This window comes from Burkholderia sp. SJZ089 (assembly GCF_007828315.1).
In the GTDB taxonomy this organism is placed as follows: domain Bacteria; phylum Pseudomonadota; class Gammaproteobacteria; order Burkholderiales; family Burkholderiaceae; genus Burkholderia; species Burkholderia gladioli.
In genome coordinates, this window is the sequence record NZ_VIUM01000020.1 from 113,590 (window position 1) to 137,581 (window position 23,992).

The window sequence follows — 23,992 nt, forward strand, 5'->3', positions numbered from 1 at the left end:
CCCGCGCAGCGGCCGCGCCATGCGCAACGGAGAGTCGCGCTCAAGGAGAGGTCGTGTTGATAGGTCATTTTGCGCGAGGCAAGCGTTCCCCCTGGAACAATATCCTGCCGATTCGCGAGGAGTTCTTCGGCGATGAGCGGCTGGCGCAGCATGCGGCGAGCCTCGCGCATGCGCAAACGGTGGCGCCCCGTCAGACATTCGGGCCATCCCTGGTCCGGCGCCTGAAGCACAACGCAGATCACCTGCTGAAGGCCTATCGCAACACCGTGGTGTCGGATGCACTTGGCGAGCAAATCATGCCTGCTGCGGAATGGCTGCTCGACAACTACCACCTGATCGCGGAACAAGTGCGCCAGGTTCGTGAGGATCTTTCCCCGCGCTATTATCGCCAGTTGCCCAAACTCGACGATGGGCCGTTCGCAGGTTATCCGCGCGTGCTCGGCATCAGCTGGGCCTTTGTCGCCCATACCGACAGTCGTTTCGATCCTGAGGTGCTATGCCGCTTCATGCTGGCCTATCAGGCCGTGGCGCCACTGACGATCGGCGAGCTATGGGCGGTGGGGATCACGCTGCGGATCGTGCTGATCGAGAACCTGCGACGGCTCGCGGACCAGATCACCGACGAACGACAGGCACGGCTCGATGCCAATGCGCTGGCCGACCGTCTGCTCGGCGAAGGCGGGAAGGCGCGCGAAGCGGCCGGCCCGCTGATGGTGCGCCACGAATATGCGGTATCGCGCGACGCCTTCGCGGTGCAGCTGATTCAGCGCTTGCACGATCACGATCCGACCATCGCGCCCGTGCTGTCGTGGTTGCACCAGCAACTGGCGCTGCGCGGCACGACGCCGGACCGAATCGTGTCCGCCGTCAACCACGAACAGGGCGCGGCCAACCTGACCGTGCGCAACATCATAACCAGCCTGCGCTTGATCTCCGAGGTCGATTGGACCGAGCTATTCGAGCAGATCAGCCCGGTCGACCAGGCGTTGCGTCAGCATGCGGGGTTCTCGCTGATGGATTTCCCGACCCGCAACCGCTATCGGGACGCGGTCGAGGCGTTGTCCCGAGGTTCGCGGATCAGCGAACTGGAGATCGCTCGTCGGGTCGTTGCCGATGCGCAGGCGTGCGGCGCCGGCCGGGCGCCGGATGCCGAGGATGCGCCGGTCCGCGAGGCCGATCCCGGCTATCACCTGCTGGCCGGCGGCCGCGCCGCGCTCGAAGTGTCGATCGGTTATCGCGCGCCGCTTGCCCAGTGGTGGCGGCGCCTGACGCGGCGCACCGGCCTGGCCGGATATCTCGGCCGCATCGGCTTGCTTGTCGCGACCCTGCTGGCGGCGATCCTGGTTTGGCTGGCACGCGAGAAAGTGCCCGGCCCCTGGCTGGTCGGGCTTGGCGTGGCCGGCTTGCTGCCGGTGCTCGATGTGGCGGTGGCACTGGTCAACCGCGGGGTGATGCACGACATCGGCACTAGCCCGCTACCGGGACTCGATTTGCTCGATGGTATCCCGCCGACCTTGCGCACGATGGTTGCCGTACCGATGCTGCTGAGTTCGGAAGCAGCGCTCGCCGAGCAGATCGAGCGTCTGGAGATCCACCATCTCGCGAGCCCCGAGGGCGCGCTCTATTTCGCCTTGCTGTCCGACTGGGTGGACGCGCCGGTGCCTCGCCTCGATCGCGACGAGGCACTGCTGGCCGACGCGATGGCGGGCATCGATCGCTTGAACCGGCGCTACCCCGTGGTCGAGGGCGAGCCGGCTCGCTTCCTGCTGCTGCATCGCGAGCGCGTCTGGAACGAAAGCGAGCGATGCTGGATGGGTTGGGAGCGCAAGCGCGGCAAGCTCCACGAACTGAACCGCCTGCTGCGTGGTGCGCCCGATACTTCTTTTTTGGCTTCGCACGGCCGGCCGCCCAGCGTGCCGTCCGATGTGCGCTACGTAATCACGCTCGACGCCGATACGCGGCTGCTGCGCGACACCGTGTGCCGCCTGATCGGCAAGATGGCGCATCCGCTCAACCGTCCAGTATTTGATCCGGCCGGCCAGCGCATCGTGGAAGGTTACGGCGTGCTGCAACCGCGTGTGAGCGCCTCGCTGGCGAGCGGTGAGGAGGGATCGCTGTTCCAGCGTGTATCCTCGGGCGCGCACGGTATCGATCCCTACACGTCGGCCGTATCGGACCTCTATCAGGATCTGTTTGACGAAGGTTCGTACGCCGGCAAAGGCATCTACGACGTCGACGCGTTCGAGGCCGCGCTGGTCGGCCGTGTGCCCGACAACACGGTGCTCAGCCACGATCTGTTCGAGGGCATCTTCGCGCGGGCCGGGCTGGCCTCGGACATCGAGGTGGTGGAGGCCGCGCCGTCCCGCTACGATGTCGCCGCCGCGCGCCTGCACCGCTGGGCACGCGGCGACTGGCAACTGTTGCCGTGGCTGGTATTCGGCCATGGCCCCCTGCCGGCTGTCGGCCGCTGGAAGATGCTGGACAACCTGCGTCGCACGCTGACCGATCCCGCCTGGCTGTTCGCGCTGCTGGCCGGCTGGCTGCTGCCGTCGCAGCGCGCCGCGCTGGTGTGGAGCGCGTTCGTGTTGGCGACGATCGCGCTGCCCCTGTTGCTGCCCGCCCTGTGCGCGCTGCTGCCCAGCTGGCGTCGCGAGCATGTCAAGATGACCAGGCGCAGCCTGTTCCATGGCTGGGCCGTGCAGTGGTGCTTCGCCGGCCTTAGCTTCGGCCTGTCGCTCGTGATGTTGCCGCAGAAGGCCTGGTCGATGGGCGATGCGATCGTGCGGACCCTGTTCCGCGTGGGGGTCAGCCGACGCCATCTGCTCGAATGGGCCACAGCGGCCGAGGCGGCCGCGCGCGCCCGGCCAAGGCTGGCGTCCACCTACCTGCAGATGCGCGGCGGCGTGATGCTGTCGCTGCTCGGCGCGGCCGCGGTGCTGGCGGCTGGTTGGCGCTTTGATCGTCCCGCTGGGTGGCTGGTACTGCCCTTCGCGTCGGCGTGGCTCGCGGCGCCGGCGATTGCATACTGGCTGAGCCGGGCGCCGAGGTCGGCCGACGATCTGGCCGTGTCCCCCGTCGACGCGCGTCAGTTGCGGCTCGATGCGCGGCGCACCTGGCGCTACTTCGAGCGCTTCGTGACGGCCGACGACCAAATGCTGCCGCCCGACAATTTCCAGGAGGATCCGAAGCCCGTCATCGCGCATCGCACCTCGCCGACCAATCTCGGCCTGTACCTGCTGTCCATCGTCAGCGCGCGCGAGTTCGGCTGGCTCGGCACCCAGGATGCGGTGTTGCGGCTGGAGGCGACGCTGGGGACCATGGAGCGGCTGGCGCGCTATCGTGGTCATTTCTACAACTGGTACGACACGCGGGATCTGCAGCCGCTTGAGCCGAGGTATGTATCGAGCGTGGACAGCGGTAATCTCGCCGGTCACCTGATCGCGCTCGGCAATGCCTGCCGCGCGTGGGGGAATCAGGTGCATGGCGCGGGACGCGTGGCGATTTGCGCGGGGATCGGCGATACGCTCGCGCTGCTGCGCGAGGCCTTGGGCCGAGGCGGCGAGGCTCGTGGCATCCTGCGCGACGAATTCGAGCAGGTTGCCAACGAATTGTCGCTCGCCTTGGTGCTGGCCGGCGGGTCGGAGGGCGGGGAGGCGAGCAAGGCGGCGCCGCGCGCCACGCCGGCCTGGTCCGAGATCCTGATGCTGGTTGCTGCCGTCGCGGACGTCGCGCGCGCGCTGACGGACGAGGCGCAGTGGGTTGGCCGCGATCAAGTGGACGACGTGCTGTTCTGGGCCCGCGCGCTTGAGCAGGCCGTGCAGGGCCACGGTCGGGACGCGGCGCGTACGCCGGAGCAGGCTACCGAGTTCGACGCTCGCCTGCATGCGCTGACCGATGTCGCGTTGAGGATGGCCTATGCGATGGAGTTCGGTTTCCTGCTCGATCCGGTGCGCAAGCTGCTGTCGATCGGCTTCGCAGTGGCCGACGGGCGGCTCGATCCCGGCAATTACGATCTGCTCGCGTCGGAGGCCCGGCTGGCGAGTTTCGTGGCGATCGCCAAGGGCGACGTGCCGGTTCGCCATTGGTTCCGGCTTGGGCGCCTGGCCAGGCCGGTCGGGCATGGCGCGGTGATGATCTCGTGGTCGGGCTCGATGTTCGAGTACTTGATGCCGTCGCTGGTGATGCGGGCGCCGGCCAGCAGCCTGATGGCCCGCACCAATCAACTGGTGGTGCGCCGTCAGATTGCCTATGGCGACGGCCTGAGCCTGCCATGGGGCATGTCCGAGTCCGCCTACAACGCGCGCGATATCGAGCTGACCTACCAATACTCGAGCTTTGGTGTACCGGAACTGGGACTCAAGCGCGACCTGGCCCGGCATCTGGTGGTCGCGCCCTATGCCAGCGCGCTTGCGGCGATGGTCACGCCGCACGCAGCCGCGTGCAATCTCGAACGGCTGCGCGCGGCAGGCGCGGGTGGACGCTATGGTTTCTATGAAGCGCTCGACTACACGCCCGCTCGGGTGCCGGAAGGGCTGTCGCTGGTCGTGGTGCGCGCGTTCATGGCGCATCACCAGGGCATGTCGATCGTGTCGATCGCCAATGCCTTGCTGGGCGGTCGCATCCGCGCGTTCTTCCATGCCGAGCCGGCGGTCCGCGCCACCGAGCTGTTGCTGCAGGAGCGCGTGCCGGGCCGCGTCGCGGCCGCGCGGCCGCGCGTCGATGCGAGCTTCGAGGGCCGGGTCCGCGGCAGCGCTCGCACCGTGGTGCGACGCGTGCAATCGGCCGACGATCCCACGCCCGTCACGCACCTGCTGTCCAACGGCCGCTACGCGGTGATGCTGACGGCCGCGGGTTCGGGCTACAGCCGCCGCGACGATATGGCCGTCACGCGCTGGCACGAGGATGCCACGCGCGACGACTGGGGGAGCTACCTCTATCTGCGCGACCTCGACAGCGGCGTGGTCTGGTCGGCGGGCTGGCAACCCACGGGAGTGGTGCCGGACAGCTACGAAGTGAGTTTCACGGAGGATCGCGCGGAGTTCGTGCGCCGCGACGGCAGCCTGACCACCACGCTCGAGGTCGTGGTGTCGGCCGAGGACGACGCGGAGGTGCGGCGCGTCTCTCTGGTCAATACGGGTGCCCAGGCTCGCGTGGTCGAACTCACCTCCTACGCCGAGATCGTGCTGGCGCCGCCCGCCGCCGATCATGCGCATCCGGCGTTCTCGAAACTGTTCATCGAGACCGAGTACCTGCCTGCTGCCGGCGCGATCCTGGCCACCCGTCGCCCGCGCGCGCCCGACGAGCCACAGGTCTGGGCCGCGCACCTCACGGTAAGTGCGGACGAGACGCTCGGCCCGCAACAGTTCGAGACCGATCGCATGCGCTTCATCGGTCGCGGCCGCGGCGTGCGCCAGCCGTTTGCGCTGGCCGAGCCGCGCGCGCTGGCCGGCACCGCCGGCACCGTGCTGGATGCCGTGTTTTCGTTGCGGCGGCGCTTTCGCATCGAACCCGGTGCGAAGGTGAGCATCGCGTACTGGACCCTGGTCGCGGATTCGCGCGAACAACTGCTCGACCTCATCGACAAACATCGGGACGGCGAATCCTTCTCGCGCGCGGCGATGCTGGCCTGGACCCAGGCCCAGGTGCAATTGCGGCACAGCGCGGTAAGCCTCGACGAGGCGGCCCTGTTCCAGCAACTGGCCGGATACATGCTGTACAGCGACCCCTTGATGCACCCGAATTCCGCCACGCTGCTGCGCCACGTGGCGGCGGTATCGGCAGCCGGCGGGGTGGGCGCTTCGCCGCTTTGGGCGCATGGCGTGTCGGGTGATCTGCCGATCCTGCTGGTGCGGATCGACGACATCGAGCACGTCGCGATGGTGCGGCAACTGATCCGCGCACACGAGTACTTGCGCAGCAAGCTGCTCGCGCTCGACCTGGTGATCATCAACGAGCGCGCGGCCTCGTATGTGCAGGACCTGCAGGCGGCGCTGGAAGGCCTGGTACGAAACCGGTCGTCGCCGGAACAGGCTGGACGCGGCGCTGTGTTCGTGTTGCGCGCGGACCTGATGGCGGCGGCGGCACGCTCGCAGTTCCCCGCCGTCGCACGGGCGGTGTTCGCCGCGCGCAACGGCAGGCTGGTGGACCAGTTGCGGCGGCTCACCAGCGCGCCGCTGCCGAGCCGCCCGGAGTTCGCGCGTGTGGCATGGCAGCCGCGGGTGCTGCCGGCGACTTGGGGCGCGCAGCCCGGCGCCGGCCTCGAGTATTTCAACGGCATCGGCGGTTTCGCGTGCGATGGCCGTGAATACGCGGTGGTCCTGCAGTCTGGCCAGAGCACGCCGATGCCGTGGGTCAACGTGGTGGCGAACCCGGTCTGCGGCTTCCTGGTGTCGGCCGAGGGCGGCGGCCATACCTGGGTGACGAACAGCCGTGAGCACCCGCTGACGCCCTGGTCGAACGACCCGGTCACCGATCCGCCCGGTGAGGCCTTCTATGTGCGCGACGACGAGACCGGCATGCGCTGGGGACCGCGCGCCGGCCCGATCCACGACGACACGCCGGACGAGGCGCCCTATCTGGCGAACCACGGGCAGGGTTACAGCCGCTTCAGCCATGCGGCCGCCGGGATCGTCGTCGACTTGCTGCAGTTCGTGCCGCTTGCCGATCCCGTGAAGATTTCTCGCCTGAGCTTGCGAAACCTGTCGGATCGGCCACGCCGGCTGTCGGTCGCGGCCTATGTGGAATGGGCGCTGGGGCCGTCGCGCGGCGCGGCGGCGCCGCATATCGTGACCGAGCTCGATGCGGCCACCGGTGCCTTGTTCGCGCGCAACGACTGGAGCCAGGCCTATCGCGGCCGGGTGGCCTTCGCCGACCTGGGCGGCCTGCAAAGCGCGTGGACGGCGGACCGGCGTGAGTTCATCGGCCGCAACGGCGTGCTGGGTGATCCTGCCGGTTTTCCCGGCAGCATCGGCGTGGCGCCGCTGTCGGGTCGGGTCGGGGCTGGCCTCGACCCGTGCGCGGCTTTGCAGGCCACAGTCGATCTGGCGCCGGGCGAGACCGCCGAGATCGTGATGCTGCTCGGCGAGGGGGGCGACGTGACTGCGGCGCGGCAACTGATTGCGCGGTATCGGCATGCCGATCTCGACGCGGTGCTGGCCGAGGTGACGGCATTTTGGGACGAGACGCTCGGCACGATCCAGGTGGAGACGCCGGACCGCGCGATGGACCTGATGCTGAACCGCTGGTTGCTGTACCAGACGTTATCGAGTCGGATCTGGGCGCGCGCGGGCTTTTACCAGGCCAGCGGCGCCTATGGCCTGCGTGACCAGTTGCAGGACGGCATGGCGCTGGCGCTGGCCCGCCCGGCGCTGACGCGCGAGCATCTGCTGCGGGCCGCCGCGCGTCAGTTTCCCGAAGGCGACCTGCAGCACTGGTGGCTGCCGGAAAGCGGTAGTGGCGTGCGCACCCGAATCTCTGACGATCGCGTGTGGCTGGCCTATACGACCGCGCACTATGTCGAGGTTAGCGGCGATCGGGCGGTGCTCGATATCTCGATCCCATTCCTGGACGGCCGGCCGCTGGCGGACGGCGAGGCCGATGCATTCTTCACCCCCGGCATTTCGGAGAGCGCCGCCTCGCTGTTCGAGCACGGCGCGCGCGGCCTGGAGCAAAGCCTGGCGCTGTTCGGCGCGCATGGCCTGCCGCTGATCGGCACTGGCGACTGGAACGACGGCATGAACCGCGTCGGCGGGGCAGGGCGCGGGGAAAGCGTCTGGCTCGGCTGGTTCCTGTATGCGACGCTGGAGGCTTTCGCGCCACTGGCCGCCGCGCGCGGCGAGCACGAGCGGGCGCGGCGCTGGCATGCGCGCGCCGGCGCCCTGCGCGAGGCGCTGGAGAAGGAGGGCTGGGACGGTGCTTGGTATCGGCGTGGCTATTTCGATGACGGCACGCCGCTCGGCTCGGCTGGCGCCGCCGGATGTGCGATCGATTCGATCGCGCAGTCCTGGAGCGTGCTGTCGGGCGCGGCGGATCCGGCGCGTGCCGCGCAGGCGATGGCGGAACTCGACGCGCAGCTGATACGCGACGAGGAGAGGCTGGCGCTGCTGTTTACGCCGCCGTTCGACCGGGCGCCGGTCGATCCGGGGTATATCCGGGGCTATCCGCCCGGTATTCGAGAAAACGGGGGCCAATACACGCATGCGGCCAGCTGGTCGGTGCTTGCCTTCGCCCGCCTCGGCGACGGCGAGCGTGCCGCCAGCCTGTTCGCGCTGCTCAATCCGATCCACCGCAGCCGCACGCGCAGCGGCGCGAATCGCTACCGGGTCGAGCCTTATGTGATCGCGGCCGATATCTACTCGGTCGCGCCGCACCTCGGACGCGGTGGCTGGACGTGGTACACGGGCTCGGCGGGGTGGCTGTATCGGGCCGGAGTCGAAGGACTGCTCGGGCTGTGCAAGCAGGGCGACATGCTGGCGATACGCCCCTGCATTCCGCGATCCTGGCCGGGTTTTCGCGCCACGCTCCGTCACGGGGCCGCGTACTACGAGATTGTGATCGACAACTCGGCACCATCGACTCGCGGCCTGTCACATATCGTGGTGGACGGCGTGGGACTCGAGCCGGGCGCCTGCTCGCTGCGGCTGGTGGACGACGGGCAGCGGCACCAGGTGAGTGTGAGCCTGGGCTTGGACATCGCGCAGCCGGCGTCGCCGTGAAAGGGCTAGCCGGCGCGCGCCAGTTTCCCGCGCCGGTCAAGACACTGCTGCTTGCGAACATCGCGCGGCCGAGCGGACGACAGGCCCGCGTACCGAACTGCTCCGATCGCGTTCGCGCCGTTCATTTGCCCTGCTGGTCCGGCCGCGAGTAGCGCCACTTGCTGGCGTTGGAGTCGATGCTGGCGTCGTTGATGACGCGCTGTTCGGCCCGTTCGATATCGGCACGGGTCAGGGCGTCTCGCTGCTTCTGGCGTGTTTCCCGATCGCGTTGATAGGGCGAGGTGTGTGTGTAGGTTTTCATTATTTCTCCTGGGTGGACGGCTGCCGGGCATCGGCAAATCGCGTCGAGTCTGGCGCGGCCGATTGGACCCGGCAACTGGGTGGTGCATCGTGAAGCCAGTGGTGGAAGACTGGGGCGAGTGGAGTGGTGCCGCATGCGCGAACAGGCAGCGGCGAGTCGTGAGGGGATTCCGGGGCAGCATCGGCGCCGCCGCTGACAGGATGGATGCGGCGCGGCCCGAAGTCGGTACGCTGCCGCGCGCAGATGCCTACAAACGATGCAGATCGGGCAGCAGGCGGTCGAATTCGCGTTTGACCACGCCATAACATTCGCGCACGCGCTTCTCGAGCCCTGGCCGATCGAGCACCTCGATATGACCGTAGTTATAGCGAATCAGGCCGGCGTCCTGCAGCTTCAATGCCGCTTCCGTGACTCCCGACCGGCGCACGCCCAGCATGTTGGCAATCAGTTCCTGCGTCATCTTCAAGCGGTTCGACGGCAGACGATCGAGACTGAGCAGCAGCCAGCGACATAGCTGCTGATCGATCGAGTGATGGCGGTTGCAGACGGCGGTTTGGGCCATCTGCGTGATCAGGGCCTGCGTATAGCGTAGCAAGAGACGCTGCATCGGGTTGCCGCGCCGGAATTCGGCCTTCAGGATACTCGCTTCCAGGCGATACGCCTGTCCCGCGCTCTGCACGAGGGCTCGGCTCGGCGTGGTTTCGCCGCCCATGAACAGCGACACGCCGATCATGCCTTCGTGTCCGACCATGGCGATCTCCGCGGAAGATCCGTCTTCCATCACGTAGAGCAGCGAAACGATCGCGGTGGTCGGGAAATAAACGTGATGAAGCCTGCCACCTGATTCATACAGTGCCTTGCCCGATGGCATGTCCACGAGTGTCAGATGGGGTATGAGTTCGGTGCGCTCGGATTCCGGCAGGGCGGCCAGCAGTTGGTTCCGGTTGAAAGGCGAAGGGAGGTGCATGCGTCGCTCCTGAGTGAGCGGGCGCTTGGCAGACGATGAAGAGGCCGCTCGACCCGGGACATCGGTAGTCCGAACCATGCATCCTACCTTAATTGGCACCGGCGGGCGGCAAGGCTGCGGCATTTTTCCATCCCGGCGTGGTTTGGGTAGGGCTGGATACAAGCAGGCATCGGAAAGGAAAGATGTCAAACCCACCGGGGCGAGATACGCTTCCCGGCCGATGCGGACGCCGTGCAATCGGCGTTCACGAACCTGGTACGGGATCGGACGGACTTACCTGACCAAGGGAGGCAGGATGGGATGGTTCGCTTTCGACGCCGGATAGTTGCCGGCCGTCGGGATTGCGCCATGCCCGAAGTTTTCGGCACAACCTGCTTGCAAGTTTCCTGGACACGCTCAGATGACTCCTCTTTTCCTGTTTATATTCACGGCATGCACTCTGGTGGCACTCGATCTATGGGCCACGCCCCGACGCGGGATTCGCTGGCCGCGATATCACCCGATTCCCGTGTAGGAAAGCGGGTATCGACGGAGCTGGGCACCGCACGCGTTCAATCTTCCTTGGCCGGCATCTTGATGGCGGTCAAGGTCGCCCAGTGGCGCGATACTCGATCCGCGTGCGCATCGTACGTGGCCCTGTCGAATTCGGGGCGCTCCCGTGACGGCGGGATTCCATCCGTCTGGCAGCATCGAAGTATCGGAGAGAAATCATGAACAAGGACCAACTCAAGGGAACGGCCGAGAAAGTGAAGGGCAAGGTCAACGAGGCGGTTGGCAAGGCTACGGGCAATTTGAAGCGGGAGGCCAAGGGAGCTGGCCAGCAGGCGGCGGGCGAGGCGCGGAAAAACCTCGGCGACGCGAGGGAATCGGTCAAGAAGCCTGACTGATCAGCCCGGGACCTGTTCGTGTCGGATGCATGCTGCCGCGAGCAGGATCGGGCGTACTGCGAAGGAGGTCTGGGCAGGCCACAGTCTCACGGACATTCCCAAGCCGGTTAGCTAGTGCCGCTCAAACTCGATTCGTGAAAAGCCGCCGGCGGAGTCATGCCGACGAATCGGTTTATAAAAACATTTCGAAGTAGTCGAACAGATCCGTGTTGGCCGTTGCTTGCCTCGAATGCATGCACCACTTGATTTTCTCCTTTTTTGAGGCGTTGAAGAAGCACTCTGCAATGGCATTATCGTGACCATTCGATGCGCGTGACGACGCGGTTGAATACGCGACCAGATGGGCTAAGGTGTGGCTGACCGCTCAGTTTGGCCGATAGAAAAAGATCTGTAGCGCAGCCTTCAGCACGAATTGATAACATCGCGCGGAGCTACCGTCTCCGGTGCGTCGTTTCTTGGGCTTCCGTCACCGTATGTCGCCTTTCCCTTGCGGAGCAGGTTCCATCGCTTCATCGACCGAAGCCAACGCGTACTTGCACGCCAGCTTTGCTTCCTCCACGTCGGTCCCCGGCCCTTCATCGTCGTTGGGAGGAGGGTCAAGCATGTCCCGGAGCATCGTCTCGAGTTCCACCGTATCCCATGGTTTGCCCTTTTGCATTTTCTGTTTCATGTAGTGACGGATTTCCGAGTCTTGTTCCCGCGAGAGCGGAAGGTGTCGAAAGGTGCTGTTCGGGTTGGTGTCGATCATAATGTTGCTCCCAAGTCATGCTAGATTAGTACCGCCAGCGAAAATCCTGATCGTGGCGCCATCGAGTTCCCGGACACGCGCAATAAATTTCTAGCTGCGGAAGCTCGAATTCCGGATTCGCTCAAGGCGAATCAAAAGTTCATTCATTTGGAGTTCAAGCACTCGATTTCGCTCGAATTGTGCGCGCAGTTTCGTAAGCTTGGCCCGCCAATACGCCGGATCGTTCACTGACGATTTGTTGGCGAAAGCATGTTGTGTCCGCTCAAGCAGTTCAATCGCTCTCCTGATATGGGCCAACTCAAGCTCGACGTTACAGTACCAGCTCATGATCACCACCTTTCATTCGCGATTTGAAATTCTGGTTCGCTGTGCTGCGAGAGTGCGTGGCGGATTCTTGACATATATGGCGCCGAATCATGAGAGCAGCCACATTTTTTCAATTGCAGATGAGGGCAAGTGACGTGAATGGGGCAACGATATGCGCGGGGGCGGCGGAGATGAGGCGAGCAATCAGACAGCTAACATGCGCTCGGACAAACCCATTATCCCCGTATTCATCATTACGCATCGACCTAATTTAGCCGCGACTGTGAAGCGTCGCGCAGCGTGCGATTCGCCTCGTCGGGGGGGGCCTGCGTCGCTGGCGAAGCGTGAACCGATCAGGGGAGTGCCGGGTATAAACGCGTCAGCGTGGGCTTGGGGCGATGTCCGGTTCGACGGCAAGCCATGCAGGGTCGCCTCCGGACTCCGGCTCCTCGCGGGCGGCGCGTCAGGATCGGGATTGATCCGCCTGGAAAAAGCCTCGCGACGGGCCGGGGTTCATGAAATCAGATACCGATTCTGCGGCCCCGGTGCATATTGGCTCTGCGCGATCTCTAGCACCTTTTCGCGAAATTTGTCAAACACGACAAGCACCGAGCGCTCGTCGGACTCCATGCCAGGCTGCAAGCTGCCGAGTACCGCATCGTCGATCATGAAGCTGATTTCGCGCGAATTGTCGTAACCCCAGAAACACACGCAATGTCGGGCTGCATCGTAGCTACGGCTTGGATTAGGGAATTGAAGCATGTTGTCAGCTATCCGGACCAGTCCATCATGTAAAGGCGAAGACCGGCATCGTCACGCGTCGATGTCGAAAAGCGACTCGGGGCTGCGAAGCCGATCCGGCAGGACGGCGTCACTGCCGCTTCGAAGCCTCTTTCTTCAGTTTTTTTGCATCTTTTTTTTCCTTCGGGGTTCGGATAGCGACTTTCTTCTCCGATTTTTTGGTGTCGTGGGCCTTGCTCATGATTACCTCCTTGCATGGAAATCTCACATCGCATGCCGCGATGCCCTATCGCGTCGCGGCTGCGGCCAGGGTCTCGCATCCGGCGACCATTACCCCGGTCGCAACGAATTCGCTGGTCGGTCAGATCGGAACGGGCGTGATCTTGCCGTCCACGATGTCCTTGCCGAATTGCATGGCATCATCAAGTGCCCTCTCCTCGGTCGACGGCTCGCCGTTCGCGAAGATCGTCCTGTATCGCACTGCAGGCGCCGACGTGGGTGGAATGGTGTCGATCCGGACAATCGAGCCGAATCGTCTGGGTCCGGGCGAATGCGGGTCGCCGAACGGCGGGAACAGGCACTGGGAATAGGCACGAAGTTCGTGACCTCGGTAATCGATGGTGGGAATGGTGATGATCTGCTCCTGATTGAATTGCGATTTGTGCGGGAGTGTCCAGGGCGGCGCCGTGCCCTTGAATGGATCGGCTCAGCCAGCCTGCGCGTCCCGTTACCGATAAGCAAGCGAATTCCGGCCTGTCAAGGGAAATTCCAGATTCGAACGCGCATCTCGACGCGCGGTACGCAACGACAGCTGCGCCATGCACGTTGCCGCCGCGTACGGATGCTCCGCACCGGCGACAGCAGCACGCCGTCACCGGTGCCGTGCGTCGCCGCGTTCGCCAGGACGGACGATGACAGACGCACTGCGGAGCATGGTGATCGGGACGGCGCGGATATTGGACTACCGTTGCGTCGATCCGGTCCCGTGCGAGGGGACCCACCACCGTCAGCAGCCCCCTGTCCGGAGGAACCGTCGTGACCGGCAAAACCAAAGGCCGGCGTTTCGCCGGCTTCGACATCCGCCTTGTCATGCGGCTCTACGTTCTGTTTGAGCGCGTAGAGGTTGAACGACGGTATCGCTACATCAGGGCTTGGGTGGGACGTGCATTCCGGGCCGTTTTCGGCTTGCGCAGATGCGTTGCCCGGGCAGGCGGATGCGCGGGGTGGCCACGGAATCGGACCACCAGGCGAGACGCGCTGCCGGCATGCCGTCGTCAGCGGCACGCTCGTTGGCGCGCAGTTGCTGAGTCGCTTCCTCTCGTGCCAGGGACGTCGTCCAGTCATCGCTCATCGTGCTACTCCTTCGCATGCAGGCCGCATGCCTCAAACTACTCGCCGTCGGGACGGCAAGTCGGTACGTTGCCGTACGAATCTTTGAGAGCCTGTCGGACTGAGGTCGGTCGAAAAAAGTAGAGGCCAACGTTTCGTACAATTGTGAAACGGAGGCATGGATGAATCGAATTCCCAAGGCGGTCTACACGAGCGAATTTCGTGAGCAGGCAGTCAAGCTGGCGCTCAGTGAAGGTGTCGGTATTTCGGAGGCGGCACGGCGGCTGTCGGTTCCGCTCAAGACGTTGGCGAACTGGGTCCGTTTGGCTAAAGCGGGCAAGTTGCGGGAGGTCGGCAAGGAGCAGAAGCCGCAGACTGGGCTTGAAGCCGAGCTGGCACGCGTCCAGCGGGAACTGGCGGAAGTGGAGATGGAGCGCGATCTGTTAAAAAAATTCGCGACGTACTTCGCGAGGGAGTCGCGGTGAGGTACGGCGTGATTGAACAGATGCGACAGGACTATCCTGTGCCATCGATGTGCCGAATGCTGGGGGTTTCGGTCAGCGCCTATTACGCCTGGCGCAAACGCTCGCCGTCGAAACGGGCGAGGCAGGAGGCCCGGCTCGAAACGGAAATTCTCGCGGCCCATCAGCGCAAGCGCGAAAGCTTTGGCCCCGAGCGCCTGCAGGAGCATCTTGAGCGGCATGGTGTTCATGTGGGCGTATGCCGGATAAAGCGGTTGCGCAGGAAACTGGGCCTGCGGTGCAGGCAGAAGCGCAAGTTCAAGGCCACCACCTATTCAAGGCGCGATTTGCCCGTCGCACCGAACCTGCTGCAGCAGGACTTCGCCGTCTCGGCGCCTGATCAGGCCTGGTGTGGCGATATCACGTACATCGCGACCGACGAAGGATGCTTGTATCTTGCCGGCCTGAAGGATTTGTACAGCGGCGAATCGTTGGCTATGCGATGAGTGAACGCATGACGAAGGACCTGGTGATGCAGGCACTGTTTCGCGCCGTCTCGAACCGGCGTCCGAAGCCCGGCCTGATTCAGCACACCAATCGCGGCTCGCAATATTGTTCAGCGGCTTACCAGGAAATCGTCAGACAGTTCGGCAAGCGCTCGTCGATGAGCCGCCGCGGCAACTGCTACGATAACGCGCCGATCGAATCGTTCTGGGGTTGGCGAGCGGCAGGAACGTCGAGGCGATCCGAATCCACTTGATGCGATCGTTCGAGGCTTGCGGCGTGAGAGGGTTGACGGTGTTCATGAGCAGGGTCCTTGACTGAGGCTTGAAGGCCGCAAGCGCATATGGACCGCCTCGACGCCATCCGGCTGTTCGTTCGCGTGGTGGAACGCGGCAGCTTCTCGGCCACCGCGAAGGAGGCCGGCATCGGCCAATCGGCGGCCAGCAAGCAGGTGGCGTGGCTGGAGGCCTGGCTCGGCGCGCAGTTGCTGAACCGCTCGTCGCGCACGCTTTCGCTCACCGAGGCGGAGCGCGTGTTCCACGAGAGCGGCCTGCGGATGCTGGACGAGCTGGCCGGCCTGGAGACGCAGTTGAGCCGCGGCCGCACCGAGCCGTCAGGGCTGCTGCGGGTGGCGGTGGCGCCGCTGTTCGGCAGCCTTTCCGTGGTGCCGCACCTGCCGGCGCTCTTCGAGCGCTTTCCCAACGTGCGCGTGGAACTCGTGGCATCGGAGCGGCATATCAACCTGATCGAGGAAAACATCGACCTGGCGATCCGGCACGGCGATCTGCCCGATTCCTCGATGACGATGCAGGGCCTGGCCGAGAGCCGCCTGGCGACGATGGCGAGCCCGGCCTATCTGGCCCGTCGCGGCGAGCCGCGCCAGCCGGCGGAGCTGGCCGGCCATGCCTACCTGGTGTTTACCGGCGGCGGCGAGGCGCATGCGTGGACCTCCAGGAAGGCGAAGGGCCCGCCGCTCTTGCATCGGCCGGACGGCCCGCTTCGCGCCAACGACGGCGATTCGCGCGCTGTATCCGGCGCGGCGCAGGCGCAACGCTCGGCTGGACGTGTTCGTCGCGCATCTGGCCCAGACTCTCGCGCTCGACCTGCCGCGCGTCGGCGAGCCCTGATCACGGCCGCGCGATCAAGCCCGCGTCGCGCCCCGGATCAGAAACTCGTCGAGATCGCGGCCCACCAGCCAGCGCGGCCGCTTGCCCCGGCCCGACCAGGTCTGCCCGGTGGCCGGGTTGTAGTATTTGGGCCGCACCTTCTTGCGGCGCGCCTTGAGAAACCCACCGGCGCGCAGCAGTTCGAGTTCGCTGATGTCGAATTCCCTGACGTCGTTCGCGATCTGTTCGAGCCGGGCGCGTTTCTCGCGCAGCTTGGCCTCCTGTACCTGCCGATTGAGTTGGCCGAGCTGCCGCTGCAACTGGAGGATCGTCGGGTTGTTCATGTGGCGTGGGATGAGCGAGAGGTTGCCGGGCGCCGGTCGGGTGGAATCAGGTCAGCGTCAACTCCGTTTGGGCCCCCGGAGCGACGGGGCAGGGCGTTTCCTGCTGGGCGGCCAGGTGCACGTCCTGAAGCACCGCGAAGCATTCGGTCATCACGCGCTCGCGCGCGCGCCGGTTCAGCACCTCGTGATCCATCTCCACCAGCACCCGCGCCAGCAGCTGCGGAAAGCGTTCGAGCCGCTGGCGGCCGATGCCGAAGTGCATATAGAACTCGTCGAGCGCGTGATCCTGCGGGCTGAACAGCAGGCGCACCCGCACCCCGGCCGTATCGATGCGGCGAAACATCCGCTGCACCTGGTGGCTGGCATTGGTCGAGCACAGCGTGTCGTTCGACCACATCGCCACCACCCGCTGCACGCGCGCCGTGCCGTGGCGCCAGAGCGTGCGCGCCACCGGCACCAGGCTCAGCTCGCCGCGCAGCACCTTGCTCCATTTGTCGGCGCGGACCATCGAGCGCAGGTTGGCGCGCGGCGAGCCGCGCGGCAGCAGCGCGGCCTGCTGGATGGTGCAGCCCTCCGGCAGCAGGAAGCTGGACGGATTGACGAGCACCAGCCCGCGCACGGCCAGCGTGTCGCGCGCTGCCATCAGCGCCGTGTAGGCCCCCGCGCAGATGCCGAAGATCACCACCTGGCGATGGCCGCGCGTCACCAGCCAATCCACCCAGCGCGACAGGTCCGAGGCCATCGAATCGTAGGTGAGCTGGCCGGGCACGCTGAGCGCGGTGGCGCCGGTGCTGTCGCCGATCCCGTCGGCATCCACGCGCAGCGACGCATAGCCGTGATAGGCCATCTCGCGCGCCAGCTCCACGCCGAAGCGGCCGTCTCCGGCATGATGGGTGGCCGCGGTATTGGCGATCAGCAGGGCCGGCGTGCCGGCGTCGCGCGGCGCCACGGGCTCGCACAGGATGCCGGTGAGGCGCCCGTCGTCGGCCTTCACCGGTCGCTCGACGGCGCCGGGCACCGGAATGCCGGGATGCGCGGCGCCGTCGTCGGCGCCGGGCGCCGTGCCGATCGCGATGCGGGCCTGCGAGGACAGCCAATCGGCGGCCAGGTTCAGCATCGCCACCGGCGATTCGGTCAGCCAGGCGGGGCAGAGCGCCTGCAGGTAATTCGGGAATTCGATCGATTCCACCGCCACGCCCTGCGCCGCGAAATGCTCGGCCAGGGCCAGGCTGCCGTCGTGCTGCCCGCTGTGCGCGATCAGCACGCGAGCGGCCGACGATCGCGGCTCGCGGCACAGGTCGAACTCGCCGAGTCGATCGAGCCCCTCGGCGCTGAAGCGATGCCCGAAGATCTCGCGCACGTCGTGCGCCGCCACCTCGTCGCCGTCGTCGATGCCGGCCTTGCGCTTCCAGGTCTGGTGCAGCAGGTTCATTTCGCGCAGGAACAGGCGTGCCGACACCACCGGCGCGAACATCGCGATCGATTCCACCTCGGCCTGCCGCGCGGCGAGCGCGGCCACGGTCGCGCCAAGCCGGAAGCCGGCCAGCGACACGCGCTCGATCTGCGCGGCGCGCTTCAGCCAGCCCACCGCCTCCACCACCTCGGCCACCCAGTCCTCGGGGCGCACCCAGCCGCCGGTGTCGCTCGAATCGCCGGTGCCCAGATAATCGAAGCGAAGCACCGAGATGCCGCGCAGGGCCAGGCAGTCGGCGAACTGGCGCATCGCCTGGTGCAGCCACATCGCCTCGTGGCCGAGGGGATTGCAAAGGACGACCCCGTAGTCGCCGCGGGCGGCGTGCAGCCACCCGGCATGTCCGTTGAAAACGACAGGTTCCATTTTGGTGTGCGGTCTCTTATGGATGAATCTCTCTGGCCACTGACGGAAGCGCTTCGATTCGCACGGCGGTGCCCCCTCCACGATCGAATGCGCTCCTTGCCCCCAAGCCCGAATGCTTCGTTACGCGGTGCATCGGATGAATCCAGCATGCAATGTGGGCATGCCCGCGTTCGGTGCGCTTGCACACTTTGATCGGCGGGCCGAGGCGGGCTGTTGTCGGCACGCACGCGGCACCGTCGAAACGGCCGCAATCGCGTCGCGCGGCCGCGAGTGTTGGGCACCGAACGGTGCCGCGCCGGCCATGCTCTTACGTTGAGTCATGCCGTTCGCGCGCCCGCATTGCGGGCCTCGCCCGGGATGGCGCGTATCCCCCGTGAGACTGGAGCCCATCGATGAGCACACCCGACGCATTCGAATCCACGCAGGCCGCGAGCGCGGCCGAGGCCGCCGAGCTGCCGATCCGCCATGTGATCCTGGCCGGCGGCTCGGGCACGCAGCTTTGGCCGCTGTCGCGCGAGCATTACCCGAAGCAGTTGCTCAGGCTGCTCGGTGACGATTCGCTGCTGATGGCCGCCGCGCGGCGCCTGGACGGCATGCAGCAGGCCTGGCCGCTGGCCGAGGAGCTGGTGCTGGTGTGCGGCGAGAACCATCGCTTCATCAGCGCCGAGCAACTGGGCGCGTGCGGCAAGCCCGCGCGCATCGTGTTGGAGCCGTGCGCGCGCAACACGGCGCCGGCGCTGACCTTCGCGGCGCTGGTGAGCGCCGAAGGCGAGGGCGACGCGATCATGGTGGTGATGCCGGCCGACCACGCGGTACCCGACATCGCGGCGTTCCAGGCCGCGGTGCTGCGCGCCGCGCGCCACGCGGCCAACGGCGCGATCGCCGCCATCGGCGTGGTGCCGCGCCGCGTCGAGCCCGGCTATGGCTATATCCGCATGGGCGCGTCGCTCGGCCAGGACGGCGCCTTCGCGATCGACCGCTTCGTGGAGAAGCCGCGCCGCGAACTGGCCGAGCAATACGTGCACTCGGGCGAGTATCTGTGGAACAGCGGCGTGTTCGTGCTGCGCGCCTCGGTGTGGCTGGCGGCGATCGCCACCACCCGCCCCGATATCCTCGCGGCATGTCGGGCGGCCCTGCGCAACGGCGCCGACGATCCGGTGTTCGTGCGCCCGGCCCGGCAGGAATTCAGCGTGTGTCCCGACGACTCGATCGACTATGCGGTGATGGAACGGCTGGCCGAATGCGCCGAGATTTCCGGCGTGGTGGTGCCAATGGATGCGCCGTGGTCGGACGTGGGCTCGTGGGATGCGATCTGGGAGATCCTGCCGCGCGATGCGGCCGGCAACGTGGCCCAGGGCCGCGTGATGTTCGAGGGCACCGCGAACACCTTCGCGCATTCGCAGGGGCGCCTGATCGCCTGCGTGGGGCTCAACGACATGGTGGTGGTGGAGACGGCCGACGCGATCCTGGTGGCCGATCGCAACAACGCCCAGCAGATCAAGGCGGTGGTGTCGCGGCTGCGCGCCGAGCGCGGGCCCGAGGCCGACAACCATCGCAAGGTGCATCGGCCCTGGGGGCATTACGATTCGATCGATTCGGGCGAGCGCTTCCAGGTCAAGCGTATCGTGGTGAAGCCGGGCGAAAAGCTTTCATTGCAGATGCATCATCACCGTGCCGAGCACTGGGTGGTGGTGAAGGGCACGGCGCAGGTCACACGCGGCGAGGACAGCTTCCTGCTGTCGGAAAACGAATCCACCTATATCCCGCTCGGTACCGTGCATCGCCTTGGGAACCCCGGCAAGACGCCGCTGGAGATCATCGAGGTGCAGTCGGGCACCTATCTGGGCGAGGACGATATCGTGCGCTTCGAGGACAACTACGGCCGGCTGGTGTGAGCGTTGGCGAGCCCGGGCTTCCGGGCTTCCGGGCTCGCGGCCATCGGGCCTTTCGGCCTGGCGGCCGCCGCCGCGTTACAGCCCGTAGCTGTTCATCAGCCGATACAGGGTGGCGCGCGACACGCCGAGTTCGGTGGCCACCTCCAGGTGCCGGCGCCGATGGCGCAGCAGCGCCGCCTCGATCAGGCTCTTCTCGGCGCGTTCGCGCGCCTCGGCCAGCGTGATGGGATGCTGCTGCGCGGAGTACCGGTCGAGGCCGAGATCGGCAGCCGAGATCAGCCGGCTTTCCGCCATCACGATCGCGCGGCGGATGCGGTTGATCAGCTCGCGCACATTGCCCGGCCACGGATAGCCATACATCGCTGAGATCGAACAGGCGGTGAATCCGCGGATCTTGCGGGCGCCATCGCTATGGAATTTCTGCAGCACATGATTGGCGAGCAGCTCGATATCGCGGCCGCGCGCGCGCAACGGCGGCTCCTCGATATGCAGCACGCACAAGCGATGGAACAGATCCTCGCGGAACTGGCCGTTGCGGATCGCCGCTTCCAGGTCCACATGGGTGGCCGACACCACGCGCACGTCCACCGGAATCGACTCGTGGCCGCCGAGCCGCTCGATCCAGCCTTCCTGGAGAAAGCGCAGCAGGCTCGCCTGGCTTTCCAGCGGCATGTCGCCGATCTCGTCGAGAAACAGCGTGCCGCCGTGCGCGGCCTCCACCCGGCCCACGCGCTGCTTGTTGGCGCCGGTGAAGGCGCCGCGCTCATAGCCGAACAGTTCGGACTGCAGCAGATGATGGGGAATCGCCCCGCAATTGATCGCGATGAACGGCGCCTTGCGCCGCGACGACTGCTTGTGGATGGCGATCGCCGTCAGCTCCTTGCCGGTGCCCGATTCGCCCGACACGAACACCGACGCATCGGTATTGGCTACCTTGCGGATGGTGCGGAACAGCTGCTGCATCGGCTCGCAGGTGCCCACCATCGCATGGCCCACACCGTTGGCCGCGCCGGCCTCGGCGGCCGGCTCGCTCTCGCCGAGGCTCACCATGCCGTAGGCGTGGCTGACCAGGTAACCGATCATTGTGCGAGTGAGCGGGCGCTTCACGTAGTCGAAGCAGCACTGGTGGATCAGCTTGCGCACCTCGGGCTCGGCCAGGCGCGCGGGATCGACGAGGGCGATCCAGCCGATCTGCTTGTGGCGCAAGAGCGGTTCCAGCGCGGCGAGGTCGCGGGTCTTGAAGCTGTCCACGTCGATGATGCCGGCGTGCGCGGCGGCGGGGTTTTCCAGCTTGCGCGCGTCGTTCGCGGAGCTGGCGCACAGCACTTCCCACTGTTGCTCCCGGAGGTAGGCCACCAGGGTCGCGTCGGAAAGGCGCGACAGGTAGATGCACGGGCGCGCGGGCTGGGCCTGCACCTGCTCGCTCGATCGCGTGCTGGCTTCCGGCGGGGCCGAAGTCCGGAAAATCGGGGAAACAACATAGTGTGGTTCTTGCATATCGCCCTCGTTGAGTAACCGCGCCTGAGGTGTGGCAGGCGGCAGGGATACAGGCCGATGATGAGGTTCGGCCCGCCGGGCATGACCCGTCCGCAGCCGACACATCCATTTTCGAATGCTTATTGAACACTTCCGTTGCTACTCCGTTCGCTCGTCGCTCGTCGCGGTTTCCTCGTCGGCCTGCGTTCGTGCCTGCGCCAGCAGCGTGTCCCGATACAGCCTGCGCCAGCGGGACAACTGGCTTGGATTCACACCGTGCTGCTCCGCCACCGCCTGCAAGGAGGTGACGGGATCGAAACTCTCGCGCACGATTGCCCACTTGCGCTCCTTCGTCCAGCGTCGACGACGCTTCGCCGCTTCATTCATCGGTTCAACCAGGCCTCGATCAGGAGAACTGGGGATCACAGTGATTGCACGGCCCGACCGCTTCAGTTCGATACCGCACACGGCGCGGCGCATGGCCGTGGCGCGCGCATCGAGCGATATGGATCGAGGCAGGGTGCGCAGCGGCGCCAGGCACCCCGCGCGACGCTGCGTCGTTCATTGGTCGGAATGCCGTCGGCCCGCCCCGGACGACACCGGGGCCGACGGCGTGGCTCATGCGATCCGGACCAAGCCAGGAATCCGGCGAAATTCGACGGAATTCGGCTTGCCGATCGCGGCGCTTTGATTGTTTTTGGTATGAGATATTCTAAGTCAGAAATCTGACTTGCCATGCCATCGACGACCGTGGCGAAACCCTCGCGGTTGCCGGCGCCGTCATCGGTCACCGGTCGAATCACCTTCGCGCGTCAGACCGCGCGTGGCCTGGCCCGGCGCCACGAGAATCCGAACATCAGTGCCATGCCGAGTGCGGTGCCCCACATTGCGGTTGTCATGCGGTACCTCCTATCTGTGAAGAAAGCGTGTGCGGGATCGCGTGTCGCGATGCCCGCGCGTTCGTCTCCGTCGGGGCCCGTCAGCGGCTCGCGTCGCGTTGGGAAATGGGGGGTAGCGCCACTTGGTTGCATTCGAGTCGAGTGTGGCGTCGTCGCGCCGCCGCTGCTGCGTGCGGTCGATGTCGGCGCGTGCGTTGTCGTCGCGCTGCTTCTGCCGGATCGACCGGTCGTGCTGATCGATCGTGCGGTGAGTGTAGGGTGCCATGGATCCTCCGGATACCAGCGGCGTGGCCGTCCGGCGCGCGTCTTGCGCATCGGAATCGGTACCGCCCTCCCGGGCCATGATGAGCGGCCCGGTGCGGCGAGTCGGTACGCTGGCATGCAATCTCGGCGAGTGTCGTGCGCGGGGCCAGGCCGCGGGGCTAGGGCACATCGCGCCCGGGCAGCAGCCGGTCGTACTCGCGTCTGACGACGCGATAGCATTCGCAGGCGCGCTGTTCCAGGCCCGGCCGGTCGAGGACCTCGATGTGTCCGTAGTTGTAGCGGATCAGGCCCGCGTCCTGCAGCTTCAGCGCGGCCTCGGTCACGCCCGAGCGACGCACGCAGAGCATGTTCGCGATCAGTTCCTGGGTCATGCGCAGCTGGTTCGACGGCAGCCGGTCGAGGCTCATCAGCAGCCAGCGGCGGAGCTGCTGATCGATGGAGTGGTGACGGTTGCAGACGGCGGTCTGCGCCATCTGCGTGATCAAGGCATGCGTGTAGCGCAGCAATGCGCGTTGCAGCATGGCGCCGCGCCGGAATTCCAGCAGCAGGATGCGCACGTCGAGCCGGTACGCATGCCCGGCGCTCTGCACGATCGCGCGGCTCGGCGTGGTGTCGCCGCCCATGAACAGCGCACGCCGATCATGCCTTCGTGCCCGACGATCGCGATTTCCGCCGATGCGCCGTTTTCCATGACGTACAGCAGCGACACGATCGAGGTGGTCGGGAAATACACGTGGGGCTGCTTCGCGCCGGATTCATGAAGCACCTTGCCCAGCGGCATCTCGACGTGCGTCAGATGGGGGGGCGAGGTGCGCGCGTTCGGCGTCCGGCAGCGCGGCGAGCAGACGGTTGTCGATGAGGCTGGGGGGAGCGTGCATGCACCGGTCCTGTTCGAATGCCGGATTGACTGGCGGAAGCCTGCACGAGCCGCGCGAGGCAGGAGGGGGCCGCGCGTGGGCGGCGTGGGTGGCGTTTGCGCGCCGTGGCGCGATGGCATCGCGCGTGGCGATCGACCGTCGCGAGACGCGGGAGGATCCGCCGAGGCACGGGGTGGACGGGGCCGTGCGATTGTCGTGGCACGGCACGCATCCTGCGCGTGCCCCGACGCGCACACTGCGCCGACGAGAGGCAAAGCTGATGCCAGTATGCGCCCGCCGCACGCGTGAACTCTGTACGGTGTACGTGGCGGTGACGGCGAGGTCGAGGTCGAGGC

Annotated in this window: 13 protein-coding genes and 3 pseudogenes; 5 read left to right on the forward strand and 11 right to left on the reverse strand. The window is 66.2% G+C overall.

Annotated elements, in window-relative coordinates; translation table 11 throughout:
- Positions 1 to 53: 53 nt before the first annotated feature.
- Positions 54 to 8,714, forward strand: coding sequence for a GH36-type glycosyl hydrolase domain-containing protein (locus FB600_RS30170; RefSeq protein ID WP_145757765.1), 8,661 nt, complete (start codon positions 54 to 56; stop codon positions 8,712 to 8,714).
- A 121-nt stretch (positions 8,715 to 8,835) separates the two neighbouring features.
- Here the strand turns inward: FB600_RS30170 and FB600_RS30175 are convergent, their stop codons facing one another.
- Positions 8,836 to 9,015, reverse strand: a complete 180-nt coding sequence (locus tag FB600_RS30175) for a hypothetical protein (protein WP_105827290.1) — start codon at positions 9,013 to 9,015, stop codon at positions 8,836 to 8,838.
- A 247-nt stretch (positions 9,016 to 9,262) separates the two neighbouring features.
- Positions 9,263 to 9,982, reverse strand: a complete 720-nt coding sequence (locus FB600_RS30180; protein ID WP_105827289.1) for a Crp/Fnr family transcriptional regulator — start codon at positions 9,980 to 9,982, stop codon at positions 9,263 to 9,265.
- A 710-nt stretch (positions 9,983 to 10,692) separates the two neighbouring features.
- Between FB600_RS30180 and FB600_RS30185 the strand changes: the two genes are divergently transcribed.
- The gene (locus FB600_RS30185) at positions 10,693 to 10,869 is read left to right on the forward strand and encodes a CsbD family protein (protein ID WP_105820983.1); all 177 of its coding nucleotides are present in this window, start codon (positions 10,693 to 10,695) and stop codon (positions 10,867 to 10,869) included.
- Between the two features lie 466 nt (positions 10,870 to 11,335).
- Here FB600_RS30185 and FB600_RS30190 read toward each other — a convergent pair whose 3' ends face one another.
- The 4 genes from FB600_RS30190 to FB600_RS30210 all read right to left on the reverse strand — a co-directional run bounded on the left by FB600_RS30190 (position 11,336) and on the right by FB600_RS30210 (position 14,015).
- On the reverse strand, positions 11,336 to 11,617 hold the full coding sequence (locus FB600_RS30190; protein WP_233632186.1) for a hypothetical protein: 282 nt from the start codon (positions 11,615 to 11,617) through the stop codon (positions 11,336 to 11,338).
- An 819-nt stretch (positions 11,618 to 12,436) separates the two neighbouring features.
- Positions 12,437 to 12,685: a DUF1488 domain-containing protein gene (locus FB600_RS30200; RefSeq protein WP_025101143.1), complete on the reverse strand. Its 249-nt coding sequence runs from the start codon at positions 12,683 to 12,685 to the stop codon at positions 12,437 to 12,439.
- Positions 12,686 to 13,025: 340 nt separating this feature from the next.
- On the reverse strand, positions 13,026 to 13,298 hold the full coding sequence (locus FB600_RS37905; RefSeq protein WP_105820190.1) for a hypothetical protein: 273 nt from the start codon (positions 13,296 to 13,298) through the stop codon (positions 13,026 to 13,028).
- 510 nt (positions 13,299 to 13,808) lie between these two features.
- Positions 13,809 to 14,015 (reverse strand): hypothetical protein, encoded by a 207-nt coding sequence (locus FB600_RS30210; protein WP_124084027.1) that lies wholly within the window; start codon positions 14,013 to 14,015, stop codon positions 13,809 to 13,811.
- A 160-nt stretch (positions 14,016 to 14,175) separates the two neighbouring features.
- Between FB600_RS30210 and FB600_RS30215 the strand changes: the two are divergent.
- Positions 14,176 to 15,172: pseudogene (locus tag FB600_RS30215) on the forward strand (IS3 family transposase); the annotation flags it as partial.
- 129 nt (positions 15,173 to 15,301) lie between these two features.
- A pseudogene (locus FB600_RS38230) lies at positions 15,302 to 15,850 on the forward strand (LysR family transcriptional regulator); the annotation flags it as partial.
- 249 nt (positions 15,851 to 16,099) lie between these two features.
- Here the strand turns inward: FB600_RS38230 and FB600_RS30230 are convergent.
- Both FB600_RS30230 and FB600_RS30235 read right to left on the reverse strand, forming a co-directional pair.
- The gene (locus tag FB600_RS30230) at positions 16,100 to 16,408 is read right to left on the reverse strand and encodes an H-NS family nucleoid-associated regulatory protein (protein ID WP_013697548.1); all 309 of its coding nucleotides are present in this window, start codon (positions 16,406 to 16,408) and stop codon (positions 16,100 to 16,102) included.
- A gap of 46 nt (positions 16,409 to 16,454) precedes the next feature.
- Positions 16,455 to 18,245 carry a serine aminopeptidase domain-containing protein gene (locus tag FB600_RS30235; protein ID WP_105859060.1) on the reverse strand — a complete coding sequence of 597 codons (1,791 nt, stop codon included), beginning with the start codon at positions 18,243 to 18,245 and terminating at the stop codon, positions 16,455 to 16,457.
- A gap of 392 nt (positions 18,246 to 18,637) precedes the next feature.
- Here FB600_RS30235 and FB600_RS30240 point away from each other — a divergent pair, with 392 nt between their 5' ends.
- Positions 18,638 to 20,140: a mannose-1-phosphate guanylyltransferase/mannose-6-phosphate isomerase gene (locus tag FB600_RS30240; RefSeq protein ID WP_105857946.1), complete on the forward strand. Its 1,503-nt coding sequence runs from the start codon at positions 18,638 to 18,640 to the stop codon at positions 20,138 to 20,140.
- 75 nt (positions 20,141 to 20,215) lie between these two features.
- On the opposite strand, the gene FB600_RS30245 is transcribed toward FB600_RS30240, so the two are convergent.
- The 3 genes and pseudogenes from FB600_RS30245 to FB600_RS30260 all read right to left on the reverse strand — a co-directional run bounded on the left by FB600_RS30245 (position 20,216) and on the right by FB600_RS30260 (position 23,657).
- Entirely contained in the window at positions 20,216 to 21,637 is a 1,422-nt protein-coding gene (locus FB600_RS30245; RefSeq protein WP_105829559.1) for a sigma-54 dependent transcriptional regulator, read from the reverse strand.
- Between the two features lie 138 nt (positions 21,638 to 21,775).
- Positions 21,776 to 22,096, reverse strand: coding sequence for a transposase (locus tag FB600_RS30250; protein WP_105852432.1), 321 nt, complete (start codon positions 22,094 to 22,096; stop codon positions 21,776 to 21,778).
- An 841-nt stretch (positions 22,097 to 22,937) separates the two neighbouring features.
- Positions 22,938 to 23,657 (reverse strand): annotated as a pseudogene (locus tag FB600_RS30260) (Crp/Fnr family transcriptional regulator).
- Positions 23,658 to 23,992 lie beyond the last annotated feature (335 nt).